Below are 23012 nucleotides of genomic sequence, written 5' to 3' on the forward strand. Positions count from 1 at the left end.
TGGAAGGCCGCGGATCGAAGTTCACCCCTTCGGTCGCGCCGGGGCCGTCCGCGGGGGCGGGTACCGCCGGTCCCACCGACACGACCCAGGGGGCCACGCGCGCACCTACCGCAGGACCGTCGCGACCCGGCTCGACCCCGACGGGGTGTTCGCCTACCTCGCCGACTTCGGCACGACGAACGAGTGGGACCCGCGCGCCGGCGGCACGCGCCTGGTGGCGGGGGAGGGAGCCAGCGTGGGTGCCACCTACGAGACCGACGTGCGGTTCCTCGGCCGGACCACCCGGATGCGCTACACGATCACCGAGCTCGACGCGTCGTCGCGCCGCCTTGTCTGGGTGGGGCGCAACTCGCTGGTCGAGGCCACCGACCGGGTCGTCGCCCGGGCCGTGCCCGGGGGGACCGAGGTCGACTACACCTCGACCTACGACTACCAGCGCGCGCCGGCGCTGCTCGACCGCCTGATGACGTTGCCGCTCACCCGGCTGATGGACGAGGCACGCGACGGCCTGCAGCAGACGCTCGCACGGCACGAGGGGCCGCGGGCCGCCTGACGTCGGGGTCGGCGTCCCGGCACCGCTCGCTGCCTCAGCCCGCTCCGACGCGCTCGGCCAGGCGCACGGCGGCGTGCAGCACGAGGTCGCGGTGCTCCTCGTCGGCGGCGGCCTGCTCCGGGACGAGGCCGCCGAGGAGCGCGGCGGGCTGCGTGAGCCAGGCCCAGGCGCGCCAGGGGTCGAGGCGGGCGGCGAGCAGCGGCTCGAGGGCGGGCAGCAGCTCGGGGCGCACCTCGCCGTCGTCGGTCAGCTGGAAGGCGGGCACCAGGGTGCGCTCGTCGGCCGCGACCACGAGGAGCCGGTGCGCCGCGGCGGCCTTGTGCACCGCGAAGCGGGTGGCGTCGGTGCTGGCGCCGCGCAGCTGCGCGAGCGAGGCGTAGCTGTGGCACGGGGTCGCGAGCAGCTCGGCGCGCACCCGGGCGCGCCGGGCGAGCTGCACGAGCGGCACGGGCACGGCGTGCTGGGGCTCGTCGCCCTCGCTGCGCAGCAGCGCCTCCACCTGCGCGAGCTGGTCGTCGTCGAGCCGGTCGCCGGTGCGCGGGTCGGTCCAGACGACCCGCCCCTCTGGCGTGCGCTCGAAGGTGGGGAGCCCGGCCTCGGCCAGGTGGGCGTCGAGGTGCAGCCGCTCGAGCCAGGCGGCGAGCCGCTCGCCGCGGTCGTCGTCGGGTCGTGCCCCGGGGTCGGAGGTGCTCACGCCCCCACCCTGCCACCGCACCCTGCCGCCGGCGTCGACGTGGGGCGCTCAGCCCACCTCGCCGAGCACCCGTGGCAGCTCGGCCGGCAGCTCGCGCGCGAGGTAGCCGAGCCGGCCCACGGCGGCCGCGAGCCGCTCGCCGCAGCGGGCGTGGGCGTACGCCGCCCACAGCGCCGCCTCGGCCGGCGCTGCGCCGCGGGCCAGCAGGCCGGCGAGCGCACCTGCCTGCACGTCGCCCGACCCGGAGGCGGCCAGCCCCCGCGCACCGCCCGCGACCACCCACGCGCGGCCGTCGGGTGCGACCACGTGCTTCGCGGCGCCGGCGCAGAGCACCACCACCCGGCTGCGCCGCGCGACGGCGGCCGCCACGGCGACCGGGTCGGCCGCCACCTCCTCGACGTCGACGCCGGCGGTGTGCGCGAGCTCGCCGGGGTTGGCGCTGAGCACCGCTCTGCCCTCGAGGTGGTGGAGGCCGTCCGGGTGCTCGGTGAGGAAGGCGGAGCAGAGCCCGTCGAGCAGCACCGGGCCGGAGACCTCGGGCACGAGCCGGGCTGTGAGCACCGCGGCGCGGACGGGGTCGACGAGGCCGGGGCCGACGAGCAGCGCACCGGCGCCGTCGGCCTCCGCCGCGACCACCTGCACCCCGTCGGGGTCCAGGTGGTCGTCGTCGGCCGGGTCGGCCGGCAGGGCCACCAGCGCCGCCTCCGGGAGGTCGGAGGCGACGAGCCGCAGCACCGCTGCGGTGCTCGCCACCGTCACCTTGCCGGCGCCCACCCGCAGGGCGGCCTCCGCCGCGAGCCGCACCCCGCCCGGCGACCGCGACGAGCCGCCGACCACGACGACGCGGCCGCTGCTGTGCTTGTCGTGCCCGGGCTCGGGCAGGCCGACCTCCCGCAGCAGCGCGGGCGTCACGACGACCGGTGCCTCATTCGCGGCCACGGCTGCCCCCGTCCTCCGGCGCGCGGGTGCCGTCGGCCGGCGCCTCGCGGGTGACCTCGGTGTGCGCCTGGACCGCCGTGGTGTCGGCGAAGGCGACCGGCTCCAGGAAGCGGCCCTCGCGACGGTAGGTGGTGACCGAAGCGTTCGGGATCCGCACCTGCCGGTCGAGGTCGAGCAGCGCGGACTCCTCCACGTCCTCCAGGACGTAGCGGAACGTCATGACCACGGCCTGGTGGGTGAACAGCCAGACGCGCTCGCCGTCGAAGCCGTGGCGGAGGTCGGCCAGGAGGCCGCGCAGCCGCTGCGCGACGTCCGCCCAGCTCTCGCCGCTCGGCGGGACGTACCAGAACTTGCCGAGGCGCGCCCGGCGCTCGGCCTCGCTCGGGAGCCGGCTGCGCACCCCCTCCGGCGTGAGCCCGTCGAGGAGTCCCAGGTCGCGCTCGCGCAGACGCTCGTCGAGCTCGATGTCGAGCCCCAGGGGGTCTGCGGCGCCGGCGGCGGTGTCGCGGGCGCGGCGGTAGGGCGAGCTGACCACCACGGTCGGGCGGCGTGCCTCGTCGGTGTCGAGCAGCCACCGCCCGAGCGCCTCGGCCTGCGCGCGCCCCGTCTCCGACAGCGCCACGTCGGCGTCGCGGTCGGCGAGGTCGAGGGCCTCCGCCCCCGCGGCCCGTGCCGCCGCGTCGGCCAGGTTGGCGGCGCTCTCGCCGTGGCGCACCAGCACCAGCTCGGCCGGTCCGGAGTCCCACCTCGGTCGCGCGCCGGTCCCCCTACGCAGCCCGGCGGCGGGCGCCGGCCGCGGCCAGCACGTGGGGGAGGACCGCGGCGGCGATGACGGCGTACCCAGCACTGGACGGGTGGAAGCGGTCGGCCGAGAACAGCGTCGGGTCCGAGGCGAACGCCCGGCTCGTGGCGCCGTCGCCGTCAGCGACGTGGACGCCCAGCCTCCGGGCGACGTCGACCTGCCGGGCGCGCAGCTCCTCGCTGGCAACGCGCACCGCAGCCCGGAGCGCGGGCGGCACGTGGGGCACGGCGCTCAGGTCGGGGGCCGGTGCCAGCGCCACCTCGACGCCGCCGTCGCGCAGGCGCCGCAGCGCGGCCCCGAGGGAGGCGCCAGCCGCGGTCACCGGCGTCCGGTGGGTCAGGTCGTTGGCGCCGACCACCACCACCGCGACGTCGGGCGGGTCGACGAGAGTGCGCTCCACCTGCTCGCCGAGGTGCTCGCTGCGGGCGCCGGGCACGGCATGCACCACCGCCTCGGCGGGCACACCGGAGTCGGCGAGCCCGCGGCGCAGCCGCTCGGCCAGCCGGTCCTCGGGTCGGGCCGCGCCCTGTCCCCAGGCGATGGAGTCGCCGAGCAGGACCAGGCGCAGCGGGGCTCCGGGCGCTGTGGTCACGCCGACCGGTAACCGGCACCGCGGACGGGCATGAGCGCCTCGAAGGGTGAGTCGGCACCGCGGGGCAGGGGTACGAAGTGGGGGCAGGCGACACGCACCGAGCGGTCCTGAGGAGGTGGGCGAGGTGGCGGAGCACGACGACGCCGCCGTCGACCCCGCCGTCGACCCCAGCGTCGACCCCAGCGTCGACCCGGCAGGCCTCGCCGGTGCGGACGTAGCGGCCTCCCTCTTCGAGGAGCTGCTCCGGCGCACCCACCTGACGCGGCCCTTCGAGGTCGCCGACGTGGTGGCGGAGGAGGTCCGGCGCGCCCTCGGAGCCCGCGCAGTGACCACCTTCTGGGTCAACCGGGAGCGCGACGCCCTCGTGCCGCTCGCGGGTGGTGCTGCGGCGACGCGCGGCCCCCAGGACGTCGAGGGCACCGTGGCGGGGCGCTGCTACACCAGCGGCACGGTGATCGACGTGGCGTGCGCCGAGCCGGGCTGGCGGCGGGTGTTCGTGCCCGTCCTGGACGGCACGGACCGCATCGGTGCGATGGAGCTCGAGGTGCCGGTGGGCGAGGCCGACGAGCTCCCCCACCGCCTGCTGCTCGTGCTCGAGCGCTACGGGCACGCGGTCGCCCACGTCCTGGTGGCGAAGCGCCCCTACGGCGACGCCCTCGAGGTGGCCCAGCGCACCCGTCCGGTCGCGGTGGGCGCGGAGATGCTGTGGGCGGCGCTGCCACCCCTGACCTTCGCCTGCGACGGCCTCGTCGTGAGCGGGATGGTGGAGCCGACCTACGACAACGGCGGCGACGCCTTCGACTACGCGGTCAACCGGGAGGCGACCCACCTCGCCGTCTTCGACGCGGTCGGCCACGGCCTCGCGGCGGCCGGCCTGTCGACCTTCACCCTCGGCGCCTACCGCCACAGCCGGCGGGCCGGCGCGGACCTGGTCGAGACCTACACCGCCGTCGACGCCGCGGTCACCGAGACGTTCGCGGAGGGCGCCTTCATCACCGGTGTCCTGGCCCAGCTCGACACCGGCACGGGGACGCTGCGGTGGGTCAACGCGGGGCACCCTCCGCCGCTGCTGCTGCGTGACGGCCGCGTGGTCAAGGAGCTCGCCGCGACGCCGGCGACGCCGCTCGGGATGCCCATGTTCGGGACGCGGCCGGCGGTGGCCCACGAGCAGCTCGAGCCCGGGGACACGGTCGTGCTCTACACCGACGGCGTGGTCGAGGCGCGCCTGCCCGACGGCGGCATGCTGGGGGTGGCGGGCCTGGTCGACTTCGTGACCCGGGAGGCGGCTGCCCACCGCAGCCCGCCCGAGACCCTGCGGCGGCTCCAGCAGGTCCTGACCTCGCCCGACGTCGTGCGCCTCGACGACGACGCGACGGTGCTGCTGGTGGAGTGGCGCGGCGGCTCGGAGCGCACCCTGCTCCCGCAGACGGTGTGACGGAGGAGGAGACGGTGAGCGGTGCTGGGGCGGACCCCCTCGTGCAGCAGCGGGAGCGTTGCGAGCAGACCCGCGACGCCCACCTGCGCTGGCTCGTCGACGCCCTGGGCGTCGACCTCGTGCTCGACGTCGGCGCCAACCGCGGGCAGTTCGCGCAGGCGCTCCGCGCCGGGGGGTACGCCGGGCGGCTGGTGTCGTTCGAGCCGGCGGCGGGCCCGCGCGGCCTGCTCGAGGAGGCGGCCGCGGGCGACGCGCACTGGGAGGTGCGCGGCTGCGCACTCGGCGACGCCGACGGCGAGGCCGTGCTGCACGCGGTCGACGCCCAGTCCGAGCTCGGCTCGCTGCGCGCGGCCTCCGACTTCGGTCGGGCCTGGAAGGACGTGATGGCGCAGACCCGCGACGAGACGGTGGAGGTCAGGCGCCTCGACGGGCTGTGGCCCGACCTCGCGCGGGGCGCGGCGCGGGTGCTCCTCAAGCTCGACACGCAGGGCTTCGACCTCGCGGCCTTCCGCGGCGCCGGCGACCTCGTCGAGTCGGGCGGCCCGGTGGCCGCGGTGCTGACCGAGGTCGCCTGCCTCCCGATCTACGACGGCGTGCCCACGCTGCCCGAGCACCTCGCCGAGCTGGAGCGGTCGGGCTGGGCGCTCGCCGGGCTCTACCCGGTCTCCTTCGACCGCCCGACGCTGCGGGTGATCGAGCTCGACGCGGTGCTGGTGCGCGAACCCGCCGCGGGAGGCGGCACCCACCCCGAGGGGTAGCCGGGCCTGCTGCTGGGTATCGGAGGGAGGCACACCCGCACCGAGACGAGGGAGACCCGACGTGACCCAGCAGCCGCCCGGACCGCCGTACGACCAGGGCCAGCCCGGCCCCTCGGGACAGCAGCCCTACGGGGGCCAGCCGTACGGCGGCCAGCAGGGTCAGCCCTACGGGAGCCAGGCGTACGGGAGCCAGCCCTACGGGGGGCACGGCGGGCACGGCGGCTCCCAGCGCAAGGGTCTCGCCATCGCCGCGCTGGTGCTGGGCGCGCTGGCGCTGCTGACCTGCTGGACGATCGTCGGCGGGATCGTGCTGGGCGTCGCCGCGCTCGTCGTCGGCCTGGTGGCGCTCGGCCGGGCGCGCAAGAGCACGGGCGGCGGCAAGGGCCTCGCGATCGCCGGCATCGTGCTCGGCGTGCTCGGCGCGGTGCTCAGCGGGGCGCTGCTGGCCTTCGGCCTGTCCTTCCTCGGCAGCGAGGAGGCCCAGGACCTCCAGGAGTGCCTGCAGCAGGCCGGTGACGACCAGGCGGCCGTCGAGCAGTGCCAGCGTGACTTCGAAGGCGACCTGCAGGACCGCTTCTCGCAGTGAGGCCGGACGACCCGGCGGGCGTCAGCCCGCCGGGTCGTAGCCCACGAGGAGCAGCGCGAGGTCGTCGTCGAGCGCGTGCCCGGCGGCCTCGCGCAACGACGCCAGGAGCGGGTCGAGCGCGGTGTCGAAGGCCGCCGCGCCGACGGCGGGGAGGAAAGGTGCCGGGTCGACGAAGTCGCCGTCCGGCGTGCGCGCCTCCAGCATCCCGTCGGTGAAGAGCAGCAGCCGCTCACCCGCGCACAGCCGGCCCTCGGCGACCACCGGCTCCGCCCCGAGGCCGAGCGGCCGCGACGGCTCGACCGCGAGCGCCTCGACCCGACCGTCGGGCCGGAGGCGGTAGGGCGGGGGGTGGCCGCACGACGCGACCCGGAAGCAGCCGTCGTGCTCGACCGCCACCACGACCGCGGTCACGAAGTCCTCGGCGTCGGCGAGGTAGGGCACGATCCGGCGGTCGACGTCACGGGCGATGGCGGCGACGTCGTCGGTGTCGGCCGCGGCCGACCGGAAGGCGCCGAGCACCACGGTGGCCGTGCGGACCGCCCCGAGGCCCTTGCCGCGCACGTCGCCGACCAGCAGCCGCGACGAGGTCGCCGACGGCACCACCTCGTAGAGGTCGCCGCCGACCTGCGCCTCGGTCGCTGCGGAGAGGTAGCGCGCCGAGAGGGTGAGCGGGCCGCTGCGCTGCGGTGGCGGGGCCAGGATCGCGCGCTGCGCGGCCTCGGCGACCAGGGTGACCTCGGCGAGCCGCTCCGTCTGGTGCTCGAAGGTGGTCGCGGTGTCGAGGGCGACCGCCGCCCGGTCGGCGATCTCCTCCAGGAAGGCCAGGTCCTCCTCGCCGTAGCGGCGACCGGACTCGGCGTGGATGAGCGCGACCACCCCGACGACGGTCCCGCCACGGTCCCGCAGCGGTGCGATGACCGCGCTGGTCAAGCCCAGGCGGCGCAGCACGGCGAGGTGCTCCTCGCCGGTCGCGGCCCTCTCGACCTGGTCGGCGCTGATGAACGGGTAGAGCTCGCTGCGCCCGGTGCGCAGGACGGCCGCGGCGCCCTGGGCCGCGTCCATCCGGGTCGGGAAGGCGCAGCGCATCGACCACGCCCAGGCGGTGGTGTCGGGGTCGCGGTGCTGCACCGCGACGGTCTCGAGCTGGCCGTCGCGCAGCAGCTGCACCGAGCACCAGTCGGCGAACCGCGGCACCAGGAGCCGGCAGACCTCGTCGAGCGTGGTCTGCAGGCTAAGGCTCCGGGACAGCGTCGACGAGGCCTCCGCGAGCAGCACGGTGCGCTGCGTCGCCGCGTCGTCGGCCTCGAGCTCGACGGCGCGCTGCACCGCGCTGGTGAGCGCGCCCGCGAGCGAGTGCAGGAAGCCGTCCTGGGCGGGGCGGAAGAGGGCGGGCGGGAAGGTGAGCGCCAGCAGCCCGAGGGTGGTCTCGCCCCGGTGGAGCGGCAGCAGGTGCAGGCTGCGGTCCTCCGTGTAGTAGCCCGCGAGGTCCGGGAAGGCCGCCACGATCTCGTCGACCGAGCGGTAGTGCACGTCGGTGCGCTGACGCACGGCTAGCGGACCCGGCAGGTCGGCGGCGAGGGGGATCTCGCGGTACTGGTCCGCGCCGTCGCCGCCGCGCCCGTGCCACGAGACCGTGCGCAGCACGTCGTCGGAGTCGAGGGTCAAGACCATGGCCGACGACGCGCCCAGGGTGGCGACCGCGTGGCCCACGAAGCCGTCGACGACCTCACGCACCGTGCGCGCCCCGGTCAGCTCGACCGCGAGGGCGTCGAGGACCCGCTGGGCGAGGGCGGTGGTCTCGGCCAGCTGGCGCTGCCGGCGGTGGTTGGCCCCGGCGACCGCGACGGCGAGCCCGCACAGCAGCGCGCACGAGGCGAAGCGGACCGACCAGTCCACGCTGCCCACGTTGTCGTTCCACACGCCGGAGGCGAGCGAAGCGACGAGGGCGACGGCCGCGACTGCGCCGGTGCGGCGGGCGTCGGTGCGGATGGCCGCGAGCACCGCGCCCGCGCCGTACACGCCGTTGACCTGCCGACCGGTCAGCAGGTCGGTGGCGACGAGCGCGGCGAGGAGCAGCAGGCCGGCGGCGGGCCAGACAGACGCGCGGGAGAGGTGGCTGCGCATGGGATCGGGTCGGTCCCCTCGGTCCTCGGCGCGCGGTCCGCCGGTTGGCTGGACGGACCCTCGGGAGCAGGGTAGAGCACCGCGCGGGTCGCGGGGGCCGGCTCGCGTCAGGTCGGCTCCGGACCGTGGCCCACCGCTCAGTGGGGTGACCGCGGCGCCGCGGTCGCCTACCGTGCAGGGGTGCCCACGACGCCGATGTCCGCCACCCGCGCCCCCGACGGCGTGCTCGTGGTGACGGGAGCGGTCGACGAAGCCGCGCTCGACGCGTTCTCCGAGGCGCTCGACGACGCCTCCGCGCAGTGGAGTGCGCCGACCGCCGTGGACGTGTCCGGGGTGACCTTCTTCCCCAGCAGCGCGATCAGCCGGCTGCTCGCCGCCCAGCACGCCGCGGAGCGCGGTGGCGTCGAGCTGACGGTGGTCCTGCCGTCGACCTCGATCGTGGCCCGCGTGCTCCGCGCCTGCGGTCTGCTGCGCGAGTTCACCACCCGCGAGCCGGGAGCGCCGTCCGGCCGGTGAGCCGTCGGTGGCGGACGGCCGCGCCGACCGCCGCGGGGCCGTAGGTTGCCCCTCGTGCAGGACTACCGCGACCACGACGCCCTCGCCCTCGCCGCCCTCGTGCGGGAGGGCGCTGCCACCCCCGACGAGCTCCTGGCCGTCGCCCGTGCCCGGGCCGCCGAGGTCGAGCCGCACCTCAACGCCCTCGTGCGCGAGGTGGCGCCGCCGTCGCCGACCGGCCCGGAGCCGGAGGGTGGGCGCCCCTTCGCCGGTGTCCCCTTCCTGCTCAAGGACCTGCACCAGGACCTCGCCGGCGTGCCCACCAGCGGCGGCAGCCGGTCGATGCGCGACGTCCCGGCCGCCGAGACCGCCACCGTCGTCGAGCGGTGGGTCGAGGCCGGTCTCGTCGTCTTCGGCAAGACCAGCAGCCCGGAGTTCGGCGCGAAGGGGATCACCGAGCCGCACGCCTTCGGCGCCACCCGCAACCCGTGGGACCTCGACCGCACCCCGGGCGGGTCGTCGGGCGGCAGCGCCGCGGCCGTGGCGGCCGGCGTGGTGCCGATGGCGGCCGCCAGCGACGGCGGCGGCTCGATCCGCATCCCCGCCTCCGCCTGCGGGCTCTTCGGCCTGAAGCCCAGCCGGGGCCTGGTGCCCTACGGGCCCGCCGGAGGCGAGCCGCTCGGCGGCACCGCGACCGACGGCGTGGTCTCGCGGAGCGTGCGCGACACCGCAGCGGCGCTCGAGGTGCTGGCCGGCCCCACCGGCACCTCGGTCTACCTGCCCGGCGGGCTGCCCGCGGCCGGCCTGGTCGAGCGCCTCGCGCACGAGCCCGACCGGCTGCGCGTCGGTGTCACGTGGCACAGCGCGATCACGCCCGACCCGCACCCCGAGGCCAAGGCCGCGGTCGAGCGGGCCGCCGCCCTGCTGAGCGACCTCGGCCACGAGGTGGTCGAGGTGCCGGTGCCCTTCGACGACGCGCGCCTGGCCCGCGACTTCCTCACCACCTGGTTCGTCCACTGCGCCGTCTCGCTCGAGCAGGCCCGCGAGGCCTCGGGCGCGGGCGAGGACGCCTTCGAGCCCGACACCCGGGTGATGGCCGCCCTCGGCCGGGCCACCAGCGCCACCGACTACGTCCGGGCGGTGGAGAGCCGCCACGAGCACGTGCGCCGGCTCGCCGACTTCCACGCTGACCACGACCTGCTGCTGACCCCCACGACCGCCACCCCGCCGCCGCGCATCGGCGCCTTCGACCTGCCCGCGCCGGTGCGGCTGCTGCAGAAGGCGGTGCTGACCGCGCGCGCCGGCAGCGCGCTGCGCTTCACCCCGCTGGTCGAGCAGATGATCAGCGAGAACCTCGGCTGGGTGCCCTACACCCAGCTCGCCAACCTCACCGGCCGGCCCGCGATGAGCGTGCCGCTGCACTGGACGCCCGACGGCCTGCCGATGGGCGTCCAGCTCGTCGGGCGCCTCGGCGCCGACGAGGTGATGCTGCGGCTCGCCGCGCAGCTCGAGCGCGCCGCCCCGTGGTGGGACCGCACGCCGCCGCTCTGAGGCGCCGGACCCGTCGGCGTCCTGACCCGCACGCGCGAGAGGCCCCCACCGGATCCGGCGGGGGCCTCTGCTGCAGGTCGGAGCCCTGCGTGCTCGTGGGCAGGGGCGGGGTCGAACCGCCGACCTTCCACTTTTCAGGCGGACGCTCGTACCGACTGAGCTACCTGCCCGAGCGGGGGAGACGATACACGGCCGCGGCGGCTCGTCCGCACCCCGGGCACCTCACCCTCAGACCTGCTCAAGAACGCCTCAGCGCGACCGATGGGCGTGCGGGCACCCAGGAGGGGTGCCTCGGTGCGCCGTGCGCACCACCGAGCAGCAAGGAGGCGGCGTGACCGGGGCAGCAGGGACGAGCACGAGCACGACGGGGCACACGACGGGGCACACGACGTACGGCGCGCAGCGCGGCGCGGCGGCACGACTGCGCCGGCTGCGGATCGGGCGCCGCCTCACGGCCGCCTTCCTGGCCTGCGGGCTCTTCGTGGTGAGCGGCGCCTGGCTGGGCCTGTCGGCGCAGGCCGAGGGCGCGGAGAAGCAGGTCGAGATCGACCGCGCGGTCGAGGCCGGGCAGATCGCCGACGACCTGCTGATCAACATCAACGACATCACCGGCTGGCAGGGCCTCTACCTCGCCGACGTGCCGGCCTTCGGTGTCGAGGCCGCGACCGCGGACGACGGCTACAACCGCGCGGGCTACCTCGCCAGCAAGGAGGCGATCCGCGAGCTCTTCCGCACCGTCGACCGCTCCGGCCTGACCGCCGAGGAGCAGGAGCTGCTCACCAGCACCGAGGCCAACTTCGAGCAGCTCTTCGCCGAGGACGACGTCATCATGGGCCTGCTGGCCGAGCGCGGTCTCGAGGCCTTCCCCGAGATCATGCGCAACGTCAACGGCGGGCCGGCGGGCGAGGCGTGGTCGGCGACCTACGACGACATGACCGCCCTCGCCACCTCGGTCGAGGAGCGGATCGCCGAGCTGCGCGACGAGCGGGCCGCGATGGCCGCCGCCGGCTACACCCGCGTCTTCGTCAGCCTGGGCCTGGCCGTGCTCGCCGCGGTCGCGGTGGTCGTCGTGGTCACCCGCTCCATCACCCGCCCGCTGCAGCGCAGCGTCGCGGTGCTCGAGGCGGTCGCCGAGGGCGACCTCGCGCAGCGCCTCGACGACCCCGCCGCCGACGAGATCGGCCAGCTCGGCCGCGCCCTCGACGCCGCGCTCGGCAACCTCGGCGACGCGCTCGGCCAGGTGGTCGGCACGGCCGGCGCCCTCGGGGAGGCCTCCGCCCAGCTCGCCGGCGTCTCGGAGGAGATGTCGGCCAGCGCCGAGGCCTCCAGCCGCCAGGTGGACCTCGTCGCCAGCGGCACGGGCGTCGTCACGGGCAGCGTGCAGACCGTAGCGGCCGGCACCGAGCAGATGTCCGCCTCGATCCGCGAGATCGCCCAGCAGGCCACCGGGGCGGCGCAGGTCGCCAACCGCGCCGTCGCCGTCGCCGGCTCCGCCACCGAGGCCGTCGCCAAGCTCGGCGACTCCTCGACCGCGGTCGGCGACGTGGTCAAGGCGATCACCTCGATCGCCGAGCAGACCAACCTGCTGGCGCTCAACGCCACCATCGAGGCCGCCCGGGCGGGCGAGGCAGGCAAGGGCTTCGCCGTCGTCGCCACCGAGGTGAAGGACCTCGCGCAGGAGACGGCGCGGGCCACCGAGGACATCGGCCGCCGCATCGAGACGATCCAGGCCGACACCGGTGCCGCGGTCGCCGCGATCGCGGAGATCACCGAGATCATCGCCCGCATCGACGAGAGCCAGACCACCATCGCCTCCGCGGTGGAGGAGCAGACCGCGACCACCAACGAGATGAGCCGCTCGGCGCAGGAGGCGGCGTCGGGCTCGACCGAGATCGCCGGCACGGTGGCGGCGATGGCCGACACCGCCGGTCGCACGCTCGAGGCGGCGTCGTCCACCAGCCGCACCGCGGCGGACTTCGCCCGGATCGCGGGCGAGGTGCGGGCCTCGGTCAGCCGCTTCCGCTGGTGAGCCGTGGCCTATGCTGAGCGCGCGCTCGCCGGTGACCGGCCACCGGTCCCCGGCGGCGCGGGCCCCCATCGTCTAGCGGCCCAGGACCCCGCCCTTTCACGGCGGTAGCGCCGGTTCGAATCCGGTTGGGGGTGCGGCCCGCGCCGTGCCGCGCCCTCGATTGGGAGTGCGGGGCCGGCATGGGTTACTGTTCCACCGCTCCGCGACGCTCGCGTCGTGGGCGCCAGTTGGCCCCGTAGCGCAGTTGGTTAGCGCGCCGCCCTGTCACGGCGGAGGCCGCGGGTTCGAGTCCCGTCGGGGTCGCCAAGTGCGACAGCCCCGGACCACCAGGTCCGGGGCTGTCGTCGTCTCCAGCGTCCTCGTCGTCCCCGGGGTCGCGAGGTCCAGTGGGGTGGCGGTGACCGGCAGGATGGGTCCGTGCCCGTCGAGATGAGCCGCCCCGACTTCGAGCGCCTCGTCGAGCACGCGCTCGATGGCATCCCCGCCGAGCTGGCCGCGCGGGTGCACAACGTCGTCGTGCTCGTCGAGGACGACCCGCCGGCCGACGACCCGGACCTCCTCGGCCTCTACGAGGGCGTCGCCCTCACCGAGCGGTGGGACGGCGCGCCGCCCGACCTGCCCGACCGCATCTTCGTCTTCCGCAACCCGCTGCTGGAGATGTGCGAGAGCGTCGACGAGCTCGTCGACGAGGTCCGCATCACCGTGGTGCACGAGGTCGCCCACCACTTCGGCATCGACGACGACCGGCTGCACGAGCTCGGCTACGGCTGAGCCGGTCCCGTCGGACCGGGTCAGACCAGCGCCGCGCCGAGGGCGTAGCCGGCCGCGCACGCCGCGAGCGACCCGCCGAGCGTCGCCGCGGCGTACAGGCCACCCACGCGAGGGCCGAGGTGCACGGAGCGCAGCACCACCGCGGAGTACGTCGTGGCGCCCCCGCACACGCCGGCTCCCAGGAGGGCGGCGAGCGGGGCCGCGGGCGCGGTGGCCACGAGCAGGCCGAGGCCGGCCGAGCCGAGGAGGTTGACCGTGAGCGTGCCGAGGGGGAGCGCACGGTCGCGGAGCAGACCGGCGCCGAAGCGCACCACCGCACCCAGCGCGCCGCCGAGCGCCACCAGCAGCAGCGTCACCGGGTCGGCCCCGCCCGGTCGGTCCACCCGTCGGCGCGCCGGGCCGCCCACCGGTCGGCCAGCACGACCGCGGCGAGGGCGACGGCGGCGGTGAGCACGACGTAGGCCAGCGCCGTCGCGACGGCGCCGGCAGCGAGCAGCGCGCGGGCCTGCTCGGCGGCGAGCGAGAGGGTGGTGAAGCCGCCGAGCACACCGGTGCCGAGCGCGAGGGCCAGCAACGGCCGGGCGCGCACCGCGGGCGCGGCGGGCAGCAGCGCGAGCAGCACGGAGCCGACGACGTTGGTCGCCGCGGTGGTCCAGGGGAAGCCACCGGCGGCGGCCGCGGGGTCGGGCACGGCCTCGGCGAGGCCCCACCGCAGCGCCGACCCGACGGCGCCGCCGAGCGCCACGACGACGACGGCGACGGCGAGCGGAGCGGGGTGGACGGCCCGGGGAGCCGCGCGGGTCACGGAGCGGGGCGCTCGACCACCGGGCGCACCTGGCGCCACGGGACCGGGGCCGCGCCCTCGGACTGCCGCACGAACTCGCCGAGGAACCACCGCTGGAAGTCGCGCTGCAGCGGCGTGCGGGCGAGCGACAGCAGCCGCTCGGCCCGGCAGAACGCGTCGGCGAGCTCCAGCAGCTCGAGCATCTGCGTGATGACCGGCGGGGTCGTGAGCGGCACCTCGAGGACGAGGTCGACCTGCTCGGCTCCGGAGCCGAGGGCCTGCTCGAGCTGGTCGGTGCCGATCGCGTGGGCGAGCTCGGACTCGAAGTCGGTCAGGAGCACCGACAGGCTCGTGGCGAGGGGGTACTCGCTGCCGTGGGCGAGCGCCAGCAGCCGCAGCTCGCGGCGCAGCTCGCGGAAGTGGTGGCGGAAGCCGGCGAAGGTGCGCACAGGCACGCCCTGCACGAACACCGGGAAGCGAGGACCGCGGCGGGAGGCACCCGACGCGGCCTGGTCGTCGGTCGTGGTGAAGACGGCGGCCTCGCTGGGGGCGCCGCTGCCCTCCTCGCACGCGGGCTCGAACCAGACGACCTTGCCGTCGGGGACGAGGTAGGCGCCCCAGGCCGACGAGACCATCGAGACGATCCCGAGGCCGCGGCCCTGCGTCGAGAGCAGCGCGCTGCCGACCAGGTCGGGGTCGTCGATGAGGCCGTCGAGGCCGTCGAAGCCACCCATCTGCGCCTCGGCGCGGGCCTCGAGGTCGGTGCGGTCGCCGAGCGAGCCGAGGTCGCCGAGGTCGCCCAGCTCGGCGAGGTCGCCGAGGAAGGCCCCGAGGTCGAGGTCGGTGGCCAGCGGGTCGGGCGGGGTCGGGGGCGTGGGGGAGCCGTCGTGCACCTCGACGCGGGGGTGCTCGCGGGTGCCGCCGACGCGCACCGCGAGCGGCGGCTCGGCGTGCAGCAGCGCGTTGGTGACGAGCTCGGAGACGCCGAGCGCCGCGGCGTCGGCGAGGTCGTCGCGGCCCAGCCGCGCGCACACGTCGACCACCCAGCGTCGCGCCGCCTGGACGGACCGGGGTTCCGGCTCCAGGGGCAGGGCGTGAGCGTCCACGGTGTCCCTTCATCCCCACAACGAAGGTCGTCGCCGCCCCGGGGGAGGCGGCTGTCGAGCCATCCTGCCTGATCTACCCCGGGTAGTTGTGGCTGAAACCACGTTCCGGCGCGTCTTTCCCACCCTCCCGGACGTGCGTCGGGCCGAGCGGCGCGCGACAATGGGGAGCGGCCACGGGCGCGAGCCGCGCCCCACCACCCGACGACGCGAGAGGTCCTCATGAGCACCGCCCCAGAAACTCCCCACCGGCACCAGGTGGTGGTGATCGGGTCCGGCTTCGGCGGGTTGTTCGGCACCAAGGCGCTGCGCCGCTCCGACGTCGACGTCACGATGGTCGCCCGGACCACCCACCACCTCTTCCAGCCGCTGCTCTACCAGGTGGCGACCGGCATCCTGTCGGCCGGCGAGATCGCGCCGCCGACCCGCGAGATCCTCGCCAAGCAGGACAACGCGCGGGTGCTGCTCGGCGAGGTCACCGACATCGACCTCGAGCGGCGCGTCGTCACCTCGCAGGTGCTGGGCCGCGAGACGACGGTGCCCTACGACTCCCTCATCGTCGCGGCCGGCGCCAGCCAGTCCTACTTCGGCAACGACCAGTTCGCCGAGTTCGCCCCCGGCATGAAGTCGATCGACGACGCCCTCGAGCTGCGCGGCCGCATCTTCGGCGCCTTCGAGATGGCCGAGCTCGCCGCGACCCGCGGCGACGAGGTGGAGCACCTGCTCACCTTCGTCGTCGTCGGCGCCGGCCCGACCGGTGTGGAGATGGCCGGCCAGATCGCGGAGCTGGCCCACCGCACCCTCAAGCGCGACTTCCGCGCGATCAGCTCGACGCAGGCGCGGGTGATCCTCGTCGACGCCGCCCCCCAGGTGCTGCCGCCCTTCGGTGCCAAGCTCGGCGAGAAGTCCAAGCAGGAGCTCGAGAAGCTCGGCGTCGAGGTCTGGCTGGGCGCGATGGTCACCGACGTCGACGAGCGCGGCCTCGAGGTGAAGTACAAGGACGGCAAGACCGTCCGCATCGAGGCGGTCACCAAGATGTGGGCCGCCGGCGTGCAGGCCAACCCGCTCGGCGCGATGCTCGCCGAGAAGACCGGCGCCCCCCTCGACCGCGCCGGGCGCATCGGGGTCAACCCCGACCTGACCCTCCCGGGCCACCCCGAGGTCTTCGTCGTCGGCGACATGATCAGCCTCGACAACCTCCCGGGCGTCGCGCAGGTGGCGATCCAGGGCGCGAAGTACGCCGCCAAGGAGATCGACGGCCGGCTCAAGGGCAAGCCCAGCCAGGGCCCGTTCAAGTACTTCGACAAGGGCTCGATGGCCATCATCAGCCGTTTCCGTGCGGTCGCGATGGTGGGCAAGCTGCGCCTCACCGGCGTCATCGCCTGGCTGATGTGGCTCGCGGTGCACCTCGTCTACATCACCGGCTTCAAGAACCGCGTCTCCGCGCTCATGAAGTGGGCGATCTCCTTCCTCGGTCGCGGCCGCGCCTCGCGCACGATGACCGAGCAGCAGATCTTCGCCCGCGCCGCGCTGTCGCGGCTCAAGGGCGGGGCAGCCGACCTGGTGAGCGAGCCCGGTGCCTTCGAGGCCGCCCGCGACCTGGTCGGCGTGACCCGGCGCCGCGAGGAGCTCGAGGCGCAGGCGGCCGAGGAGGTGCGGCTCACCGACGCCGGCGAGCGCGGCGTCAAGGTCGACCAGCGGGCCTGACGCCGCGGCGTACCCCGCCCAGCGTGGCGCTCCCCCCTCGCCGTGGGAGATTGACCCCATGGGTGGGGCACACGCACACGGGCCGGCGCCCGACGTCGGGATCGACCGTCGCGCGCGGTTCGTGCTGCTCGGGTCGCTGCTGCTGGCGGCGGTCCTGACGGTCGCCGGGATGGTCGCGCTGTGGCCGGCGGCCGACGAGCGACCGGCGGAGGTGCCGTTCGCGGGCGACGGGGTGCGCGAGGTCTCGGCCGAGGTCGTCGCCGTCGCCGACCCCTGCCCGGTGATCGCGGTCGACCCCGCGCTCCCGACCCCGCCGGGCGGCGAGCGCCCGGACTTCCCGGACGGCTGCGGCAGCGTGACGGTGACCGTCGAGGGCAGCGAGGAGCCCGTGACGATCCAGCCCCCGCCGTACGTCGCGCGCGCGGGGTTGCAGGCCGGTGACGGGGTCTCGCTGCTCGCGCTCCCCGCGCAGGACGGCGTGCCGCCGCAGTACGCCTTCGTCGCGATCGACCGCGGCCAGCCGGTGGCGGTGCTCGCGGTCGCCTTCGTGGTGGTCGTGGCGCTCGTGGCGCGGCTGCGGGGGCTGCTCGCGCTGCTCGGTCTCGGCATCGCGGGGCTGGTGCTCGCCTTCTTCGTGCTGCCGGCGCTGCTGGCCGGGCGCGACGGCTTCACGGTCGCGGCGGTGGGGTCGTCGGCGATCATGTTCGTGGTGCTCTACCTCGCCCACGGACCCTCGCTGCGCACCAGCGCGGCGCTCGCCGGGACGCTGCTCGGGGTCGGCGCGACGGCGCTGATCGGCCTGTGGGGCATCGACCGCGCGCGGCTCGCGGGCATCGGGGAGAGCGGCGAGCAGCTGCTGCTCTACGCCCCCGACCTCGACTACCAGGGGCTGCTCGCCGCTGCCGTCGTGATCGCGGGGCTCGGCGTGCTCAACGACGTGACGATCACGCAGGCCTCGGCGGTGTGGGAGCTGCGCGCTGCGGCGCCGGGACTCGGGCGACGGCAGCTCTTCACCAGCGGCATGCGGATCGGGCGCGACCACATCGCCTCCACGATCTACACGATCGTCTTCGTCTACGCCGGCGCGGCGCTGTCGGTGCTGATGCTGATCGCGCTCTACGACCGGCCGCTGCTCAGCGCGCTCGGCGAGGAGGCGATCGCCGAGGAGGTCGTGCGCACCCTCGCCTCCGCCATCGGGCTCGTGCTCGCGGTGCCGCTCACCACCGGCATCGCGGCGCTCACGGTGTCGGGGCCGGTGTCGGGGCCGGTGTCGGGGCCGGCGCGCGCCGGTGCCGCGGAGGGCTGAGGCTCAGAGGTCGGGACGGAAGCGGCGCACCGCGGCCACGAACTCGTGGGGGTCGACCATGCTGCGGTCCACCACGTAGGCCGGCAGGCCGCGACGCTCGAACCGCGCCTGCCAGCGCCGCTGCCCGGGCTCGCCGTGCAGGGTGAGCACGGCGTAGTGGCTGGTGAGGTCGAAGCGGTGGTGGCTGCCGTGGGCGTGGATGTCGAGCACGCCGTGGTCGAGCACAACCGTCGCCGTCGAGGTGCTCGCGCGCACCGCCCACAGCACGAGCGTCAGCGCGGCGCACGCGCCGGCGACGCCGAGGCTGGCCGTCGTCGGGTCGTCGTAGGCGACGTAGCCGGTCAGCGCGGTCAGCGCGAGCGCCCCGAGCAACAGGGTCGCGAGCACCTGGCGGGCCTTGCGCTGGGGGTGCAGCTGCAGGACGGACGCGGGCGGCGCCGGCTCCGGTGCGGGCTCCGGCGTCCGCTTCGGGGTCGCCGCCGGTGCCGGCGGGGGTGCCGGTGCGGGTGCCGGTGCGACCAGGGCCGCGACCTCAGCGGCCGGCACCGCGCCGGGGAGCGGGGGTGCCGGTGCCTCGGTCGGGACCGTCGCGCGGGAGGTCTCCGCCCGAGAGGTCTTCGGTCGTGCGGTCCTCGGTCGTGCGGCTCTCGGTCGTGCGGCTCTCGGTTGCCTGCCGTCGACGGTGGGGGTCGTGGTGTCGGGGGTGTCGGTGCGGGGGGTGCGCTCCGGCTGGGGCTGCGCCGACGCCGGGGCCCGGCGCGCCGTGGCCTTCGGAGTCGCAGGCACGGTCGGGGTGGGGCTCGTCGCGCGCGCGACGGCGCTCGCGGCGGCCTCCGTGCTCGCGTCGGTGGTGACCGGCGTGGCCGGGCCCGCCTTCCTCGGCGTGCGCCGGCGCGGCGTGCGTACGGTGGGTGCGGTGCCGGCGGCCGCGTCGCCGCCCGCCAGCGCCGCGAGCACTGCGGCGCCCGCGGCGCCCGCGTCGACCCGCGCCCCTGAGGGCGCCGGCGTTGCGTCATGCGTCTGCGATGCAACTGCGTCGGTTCCGCATGACGTCTGCCCTGCGAGGCGCGGCGGCTGGTGCCCAGCTGACCCCGGCACCTCGCCAGCGTCATGCGATCCGCTCGCGATCACGACGGGTTCGTACGACGTCTCGGCGGCGGCCTTGTCGGCTGCGGCCTTGTCGGCTGCGGCCTTGTCGGCGGCGGCCTTGTCGGCGGCGGCCTTGTCGGCGGCGGCCTTGTCGGCGGCGGCCTTGTCGGCGGCGGCCTTGTCGGCGGCGGCCTTGTCGGCGGCGGCCTTGTCGGCTGCGGCCTTGTCGGCTGCGGCCTTGTCGGCTGCGGCCTTGTCGGCTGCGGCCTTGTCGGCTGCGGCCTTGTCGGCTGCGGCCTTGTCGGCTGCGGCCTTGTCGGCTGCGGCCTTGTCGGCGGCGGCCTTGTCGGCGGCGGCCTTGTCGGCGGCGGCCTTGTCGGCGGCGGCCTTGTCGGCGGCGGCCTTGTCGGCGGCGGCCTTGTCGGCGGCGGCCTTGTCGGCGGCGGCCTTGTCGGCGGCGGCCTTGTCGGCGGCGGCCTTGTCGGCGGCGGCCTTGTCGGCGGCGGCCTTGTCGGCGGCGGCCTTGTCGGCGGCGGCCTTGTCGGCGGCGGCCTTGTCGGCGGCGGCCTTGTCGGCGGCGGCCTTGTCGGCGGCGGCCTTGTCGGCGGCGGCCTTGTCGGCGGCGGCCTTGTCGGCGGCGGCCTTGTCGGCGGCGGCCTTGTCGGCGGCGGCCTTGTCGGCGGCGGCCTTGTCGCGGCGCCTTCTCAGCAGCCGCCTTCTCAGCAGCCGCCTTCTCAGCAGCCGCCTTCTCAGCAGCCGCCTTCTCAGCAGCCGCCTTCTCAGCAGCCGCCTTCTCAGCAGCCGCCTTCTCAGCAGCCGCCTTCTCAGCAGCCGCCTTCTCAGCAGCCGCCTTCTCAGCAGCCGCCTTCTCAGCAGCCGCATGGTCTTCGTCGGACCGTACGGGCAAGCCGGCGCTCGGGGTCGGTCGCGCCGCAGCTCGTCGGCGCCACAGCGGTCCTCGGCTGCCGGCGTCCACCTCGACGACGTCGGCGGCGCCGGGGTCAGCCGCGGGGGCGTCGCCGGTCGCGTCCGGCGTCGTGGCGGGCGTGGGTGCTGGCGCGGCCAGCGCCGCCAGCACGGCGGCGCCGGCGTCGGTGTGCGACGGGATCTTCGGTGCCGGCGGCACGAGCTGCGGGGCAACCGGGTTCGCCGACACGTGCACACCGGGAGTTCTCGTGCGCTCGGTGCTCGCGAACTCCCGGTGTCTCTCGGCCTCGGCGGCCTCGACACCGACCTCGACACCGGCCTCGGCGGCCTCGGCGACCTCGACCACCTCCACCGCCACCTGGGCCTCCGGCTCGACCTCCGGCTCGGTCTCAGCCGCGGCGCCCGACGCCGGCGCACCGCTGAGCACCCGGTGCTCGAGCCAACGGTCGAGCAGGTCGGAGGCGGGCGCGCCCCCCGGCGCCGCAGCGGTCATGCCCGCGACAGTAGGCAGCGGCCGCGTCGAGCGCTGGGGTTTGAGGAAAGCCTGAACGTTCGGGCATGGACGACCGACCGTTGCGGGTACGCAACCACGTGCCCACCTCCGTCTGGACCGTCCTCGCCGCGACCGTCCTGCTCGGCGTGGTCGTCGCCGCGCTCGGCAGCCGGCTGCGACGGCTGCCCGTCTCCGAGCCCCTGCTCGCCCTGCTCGTCGGGGTCGCCCTGGGCCCGCAGGTCGCCGGCTGGCTCGTCGTGCCCACGGCCGTGGCGGACCCGGCCCTGCTCGAGGAGCTCGCCGCGCCACTCCTGGTCGTCTCGGTCATGGCGATCGCGCTGCGCTACGCCGCCGGCACCGCCCGCCGCCGGTGGGCACCCGTGACGCTCCTCCTGGCCGTCGTGATGCCCCTCATGGCGCTGGCCTCGACCGGCATCGCGGTCGCGGCCGGCACCGCCGCGTCGCTCGCCCTCGTGCTGGGGTGCTGCCTGTGCCCGACCGACCCGGTGCTGTCGTCCAGCGTGGTGACCGGCGGCCCCGCCGAGCGCGACCTCCCGAGCCGCACCCGCCAGCTGCTCTCGCTCGAGTCAGGCGCCAACGACGGGCTCGCCCTCCCGCTGGTCCTCGTCGCGCTGGCCGTCGCGGCCGCACCGACCGGCTCCGAGACGGCCCTGGCGGTCCTCCGCGAGGTCGGTGGAGCGGTCCTGCTGGGGCTCGCGGCGGGCTTCGGTGCGGCGTACGCCGTGCGTGCCGGCGAGCGGTTCGGCTCCGCCGACGGCGCCTCGGTCGTGCTCTTCACCGTCGTGCTGGCCCTCGGGGTCCTCGGGGCGGCCCGACTGCTCGGCGTCAGCGCGGTCATCGCGTCGTTCGTCGCCGGCCTCGCGCTGAACGCGCTGGAGACCCACGGCGACCGCACCCGCGAGGTGCAGGTCGACGAGGCGCTCAACCGCTACGCCGTCCTGCCGTTCTTCCTCGTGCTCGGGGCCGCCCTGCCCTGGGCGGCGTGGGGTCGGCAGGGCTGGGCGCTCGCGGCGGTCGTGGTCGGGGTGCTCGTGCTGCGCCGGTTGCCGTGGCTCCTGGCGCTCGCGCGGCCGCTGCGCCTGCGGCGCCGCGACGCGGTCTTCCTCGGTTGGTTCGGCCCGATCGGCGTCTCGGCGGTGTTCTACCTCGCCGACGCAGCCGCCCGACTGCCCGCGGCCGAGGCCACGGAGCTGGTCGCCCTCGGCACGGCGGTCGTCGCGGCGAGCACCGTGGTCCACGGCCTGACGAGCGCGCCCGGGCGCACGGCGTACGCCGCGGCACGCGACCGCGACGCGCCCGCCCCGGGGGAGCGCGGCGCGTAGCGGGTCGGTGGGCCCCGTGGGACTCGAACCCACAACCCATGGATTAAAAGTCCACTGCTCTGCCCATTGAGCTAGAGGCCCGGCGCGCTGGACCACCCGGGGGCGGCTGCGTGCTCGGCGCGACTCTAGTCGGCGGCGGGCCCCGTGTGCCCCGCCGCCCGGTCGGGTACGCGACGGAGTCCGTGCGTCAGCGCAACGACGGGAGGAGACGTGGGCGAGGAGCAGCAGCAGGAGCGACACGAGAGGCGGATGTACGCCCGGTTCGCCGCGATGATCGCGACGTCCGGGGCCGTGATGTTCGTGCTGATGTACAGCAGCGTCTACGACCTGGGCCACGTGCACTACAGCCAGGAGCGCCTCTACATGGCGCTGACCTCCACCGGCGCGATGGCCCTGGTGATGCTCGCCTTCATGGCCTCGATGATGTACCGCAGCAAGGTGTGGAACGCGGTGGTCGTGGCCGTCGCGCTCGCGGTCGGGCTCGGCGCCTTCGCTGCGTCCCGCACCCAGCTGGCCATCGGCGACGAGCGCTACATGCAGGCGATGGTCCCGCACCACTCGATCGCGATCCTCACGAGCGAGCGCGCCGACATCGACGACGTGCGGGTCCGCGAGCTCGCCGACCAGATCATCGTGGCCCAACGCCGCGAGATCGAGGAGATGGAGTGGCTGCTCGAGGACATCGAGCAGCACGGCCTCGCCACGACGCAGGAGGAGGCCGCCGAGCGACCGGTGCCGGACTTCGAGGCCACCGCCGCCCCGGCGCCCGAGCCCGCGCGCGGCTCCGCGCAGCAGCGGGGCTGGTTCGTCGCGGCCGTGGGGCCGGTGCTCGACGCCGGGCGTTCGTTGCGCGCACGCATGGATCAGGGCTGACGGGCTACGGGACGAGGGGGACGCGCCGACCGGGCCGTCGCCGGACGAGGGGGAGCGA

At 75.9% G+C, this 23012-nt stretch carries 21 protein-coding genes and 4 tRNA genes; 14 read left to right on the forward strand and 11 right to left on the reverse strand.

Annotated features, from left to right (window positions below; genetic code table 11):
* Nucleotides 1-13 precede the first annotated feature (13 nt).
* On the forward strand, nt 14-553 hold the full coding sequence (locus BJ989_RS04705; RefSeq protein ID WP_343049490.1) for an SRPBCC family protein: 540 nt from the start codon (nt 14-16) through the stop codon (nt 551-553).
* Between the two features lie 34 nt (nt 554-587).
* Here the strand turns inward: BJ989_RS04705 and BJ989_RS04710 are convergent, their stop codons facing one another.
* The 4 genes from BJ989_RS04710 to BJ989_RS18630 are packed head-to-tail and all read right to left on the reverse strand — an operon-like array spanning nt 588 to nt 3580.
* Nucleotides 588-1247 (reverse strand): hypothetical protein, encoded by a 660-nt coding sequence (locus BJ989_RS04710; RefSeq protein ID WP_179517211.1) that lies wholly within the window; start codon nt 1245-1247, stop codon nt 588-590.
* A 48-nt stretch (nt 1248-1295) separates the two neighbouring features.
* The gene (locus tag BJ989_RS04715) at nt 1296-2186 is read right to left on the reverse strand and encodes an NAD(P)H-hydrate dehydratase (protein ID WP_179517212.1); all 891 of its coding nucleotides are present in this window, start codon (nt 2184-2186) and stop codon (nt 1296-1298) included.
* Entirely contained in the window at nt 2173-2901 is a 729-nt protein-coding gene (locus tag BJ989_RS04720) for a histidine phosphatase family protein (protein ID WP_218848727.1), read from the reverse strand. Before BJ989_RS04720 ends, BJ989_RS04715 begins: the two co-directional genes overlap by 14 nt.
* A 52-nt stretch (nt 2902-2953) precedes the next feature.
* Entirely contained in the window at nt 2954-3580 is a 627-nt protein-coding gene (locus BJ989_RS18630) for a GDSL-type esterase/lipase family protein (RefSeq protein ID WP_218848728.1), read from the reverse strand.
* Nucleotides 3581-3704: 124 nt separating this feature from the next.
* Between BJ989_RS18630 and BJ989_RS18635 the strand changes: the two genes are divergently transcribed.
* The 3 genes from BJ989_RS18635 (at nt 3705) to BJ989_RS18640 (ending at nt 6359) form a co-directional block, all read left to right on the forward strand.
* Nucleotides 3705-5015 (forward strand): SpoIIE family protein phosphatase, encoded by a 1311-nt coding sequence (locus tag BJ989_RS18635; protein WP_179517213.1) that lies wholly within the window; start codon nt 3705-3707, stop codon nt 5013-5015.
* Nucleotides 5016-5029: 14 nt separating this feature from the next.
* Nucleotides 5030-5773 (forward strand): FkbM family methyltransferase, encoded by a 744-nt coding sequence (locus BJ989_RS04735; protein ID WP_179517214.1) that lies wholly within the window; start codon nt 5030-5032, stop codon nt 5771-5773.
* 61 nt (nt 5774-5834) lie between these two features.
* Nucleotides 5835-6359, forward strand: a complete 525-nt coding sequence (locus BJ989_RS18640; RefSeq protein WP_179517215.1) for a DUF4190 domain-containing protein — start codon at nt 5835-5837, stop codon at nt 6357-6359.
* A 21-nt stretch (nt 6360-6380) separates the two neighbouring features.
* On the opposite strand, the gene BJ989_RS04745 is transcribed toward BJ989_RS18640, so the two are convergent.
* Nucleotides 6381-8483, reverse strand: coding sequence for a PP2C family protein-serine/threonine phosphatase (locus BJ989_RS04745; RefSeq protein ID WP_179517216.1), 2103 nt, complete (start codon nt 8481-8483; stop codon nt 6381-6383).
* 180 nt (nt 8484-8663) lie between these two features.
* On the opposite strand from BJ989_RS04745, the gene BJ989_RS04750 reads away from it, so the two are divergent.
* Nucleotides 8664-8999 (forward strand): STAS domain-containing protein, encoded by a 336-nt coding sequence (locus BJ989_RS04750; RefSeq protein WP_179517217.1) that lies wholly within the window; start codon nt 8664-8666, stop codon nt 8997-8999.
* 54 nt (nt 9000-9053) lie between these two features.
* A complete protein-coding gene (locus BJ989_RS04755; protein WP_179517218.1) occupies nt 9054-10529 on the forward strand; it encodes an amidase family protein in 1476 nt (491 codons plus the stop codon).
* Nucleotides 10530-10625: 96 nt separating this feature from the next.
* On the opposite strand, the gene BJ989_RS04760 is transcribed toward BJ989_RS04755, so the two are convergent.
* Nucleotides 10626-10699, reverse strand: a tRNA-Phe gene (locus BJ989_RS04760).
* A gap of 161 nt (nt 10700-10860) precedes the next feature.
* Here BJ989_RS04760 and BJ989_RS17100 point away from each other — a divergent pair.
* From BJ989_RS17100 to BJ989_RS04780, 4 genes are all read left to right on the forward strand, one after another.
* Nucleotides 10861-12558 (forward strand): methyl-accepting chemotaxis protein, encoded by a 1698-nt coding sequence (locus tag BJ989_RS17100; protein WP_343049096.1) that lies wholly within the window; start codon nt 10861-10863, stop codon nt 12556-12558.
* A 61-nt stretch (nt 12559-12619) separates the two neighbouring features.
* Nucleotides 12620-12692 (forward strand) — tRNA-Glu (locus tag BJ989_RS04770).
* Between the two features lie 95 nt (nt 12693-12787).
* A tRNA-Asp gene (locus tag BJ989_RS04775) sits at nt 12788-12864 on the forward strand.
* Between the two features lie 111 nt (nt 12865-12975).
* Complete coding sequence (locus BJ989_RS04780; protein ID WP_343049097.1) at nt 12976-13329, forward strand: metallopeptidase family protein; 354 nt, start codon at nt 12976-12978, stop codon at nt 13327-13329.
* A gap of 20 nt (nt 13330-13349) precedes the next feature.
* Here BJ989_RS04780 and BJ989_RS04785 read toward each other — a convergent pair whose 3' ends face one another.
* The 3 genes from BJ989_RS04785 to BJ989_RS04795 are packed head-to-tail and all read right to left on the reverse strand — an operon-like array spanning nt 13350 to nt 15219.
* Nucleotides 13350-13685: a CrcB family protein gene (locus tag BJ989_RS04785; RefSeq protein WP_179517219.1), complete on the reverse strand. Its 336-nt coding sequence runs from the start codon at nt 13683-13685 to the stop codon at nt 13350-13352.
* Nucleotides 13682-14134: a CrcB family protein gene (locus BJ989_RS04790; RefSeq protein WP_179517220.1), complete on the reverse strand. Its 453-nt coding sequence runs from the start codon at nt 14132-14134 to the stop codon at nt 13682-13684. The genes BJ989_RS04785 and BJ989_RS04790 overlap by 4 nt, the downstream gene beginning before the upstream one ends.
* The gene (locus BJ989_RS04795) at nt 14131-15219 is read right to left on the reverse strand and encodes an ATP-binding protein (RefSeq protein WP_179517221.1); all 1089 of its coding nucleotides are present in this window, start codon (nt 15217-15219) and stop codon (nt 14131-14133) included. The genes BJ989_RS04790 and BJ989_RS04795 overlap by 4 nt, the downstream gene beginning before the upstream one ends.
* A 219-nt stretch (nt 15220-15438) precedes the next feature.
* Here BJ989_RS04795 and BJ989_RS04800 point away from each other — a divergent pair, with 219 nt between their 5' ends.
* On the forward strand, nt 15439-16923 hold the full coding sequence (locus tag BJ989_RS04800; RefSeq protein ID WP_179517222.1) for an NAD(P)/FAD-dependent oxidoreductase: 1485 nt from the start codon (nt 15439-15441) through the stop codon (nt 16921-16923).
* Nucleotides 16924-16981: 58 nt separating this feature from the next.
* On the forward strand, nt 16982-18229 hold the full coding sequence (locus BJ989_RS04805; protein ID WP_218848730.1) for a YibE/F family protein: 1248 nt from the start codon (nt 16982-16984) through the stop codon (nt 18227-18229).
* Nucleotides 18230-18232: 3 nt separating this feature from the next.
* Here BJ989_RS04805 and BJ989_RS04810 read toward each other — a convergent pair whose 3' ends face one another.
* Nucleotides 18233-20200: a histone H1-like repetitive region-containing protein gene (locus BJ989_RS04810; RefSeq protein ID WP_179517223.1), complete on the reverse strand. Its 1968-nt coding sequence runs from the start codon at nt 20198-20200 to the stop codon at nt 18233-18235.
* A gap of 636 nt (nt 20201-20836) precedes the next feature.
* Between BJ989_RS04810 and BJ989_RS04815 the strand changes: the two genes are divergently transcribed.
* Nucleotides 20837-22081, forward strand: a complete 1245-nt coding sequence (locus tag BJ989_RS04815; RefSeq protein WP_343049099.1) for a cation:proton antiporter domain-containing protein — start codon at nt 20837-20839, stop codon at nt 22079-22081.
* Nucleotides 22082-22089: 8 nt separating this feature from the next.
* Here the strand turns inward: BJ989_RS04815 and BJ989_RS04820 are convergent.
* A tRNA-Lys gene (locus tag BJ989_RS04820) sits at nt 22090-22162 on the reverse strand.
* A gap of 129 nt (nt 22163-22291) precedes the next feature.
* Between BJ989_RS04820 and BJ989_RS04825 the strand changes: the two genes are divergently transcribed.
* The gene (locus BJ989_RS04825; protein WP_343049100.1) at nt 22292-22954 is read left to right on the forward strand and encodes a DUF305 domain-containing protein; all 663 of its coding nucleotides are present in this window, start codon (nt 22292-22294) and stop codon (nt 22952-22954) included.
* Nucleotides 22955-23012: the final 58 nt, after the last annotated feature.

Origin of the sequence: Nocardioides perillae, from assembly GCF_013409425.1 — a bacterium.
Taxonomy (GTDB): domain Bacteria; phylum Actinomycetota; class Actinomycetes; order Propionibacteriales; family Nocardioidaceae; genus Nocardioides; species Nocardioides perillae.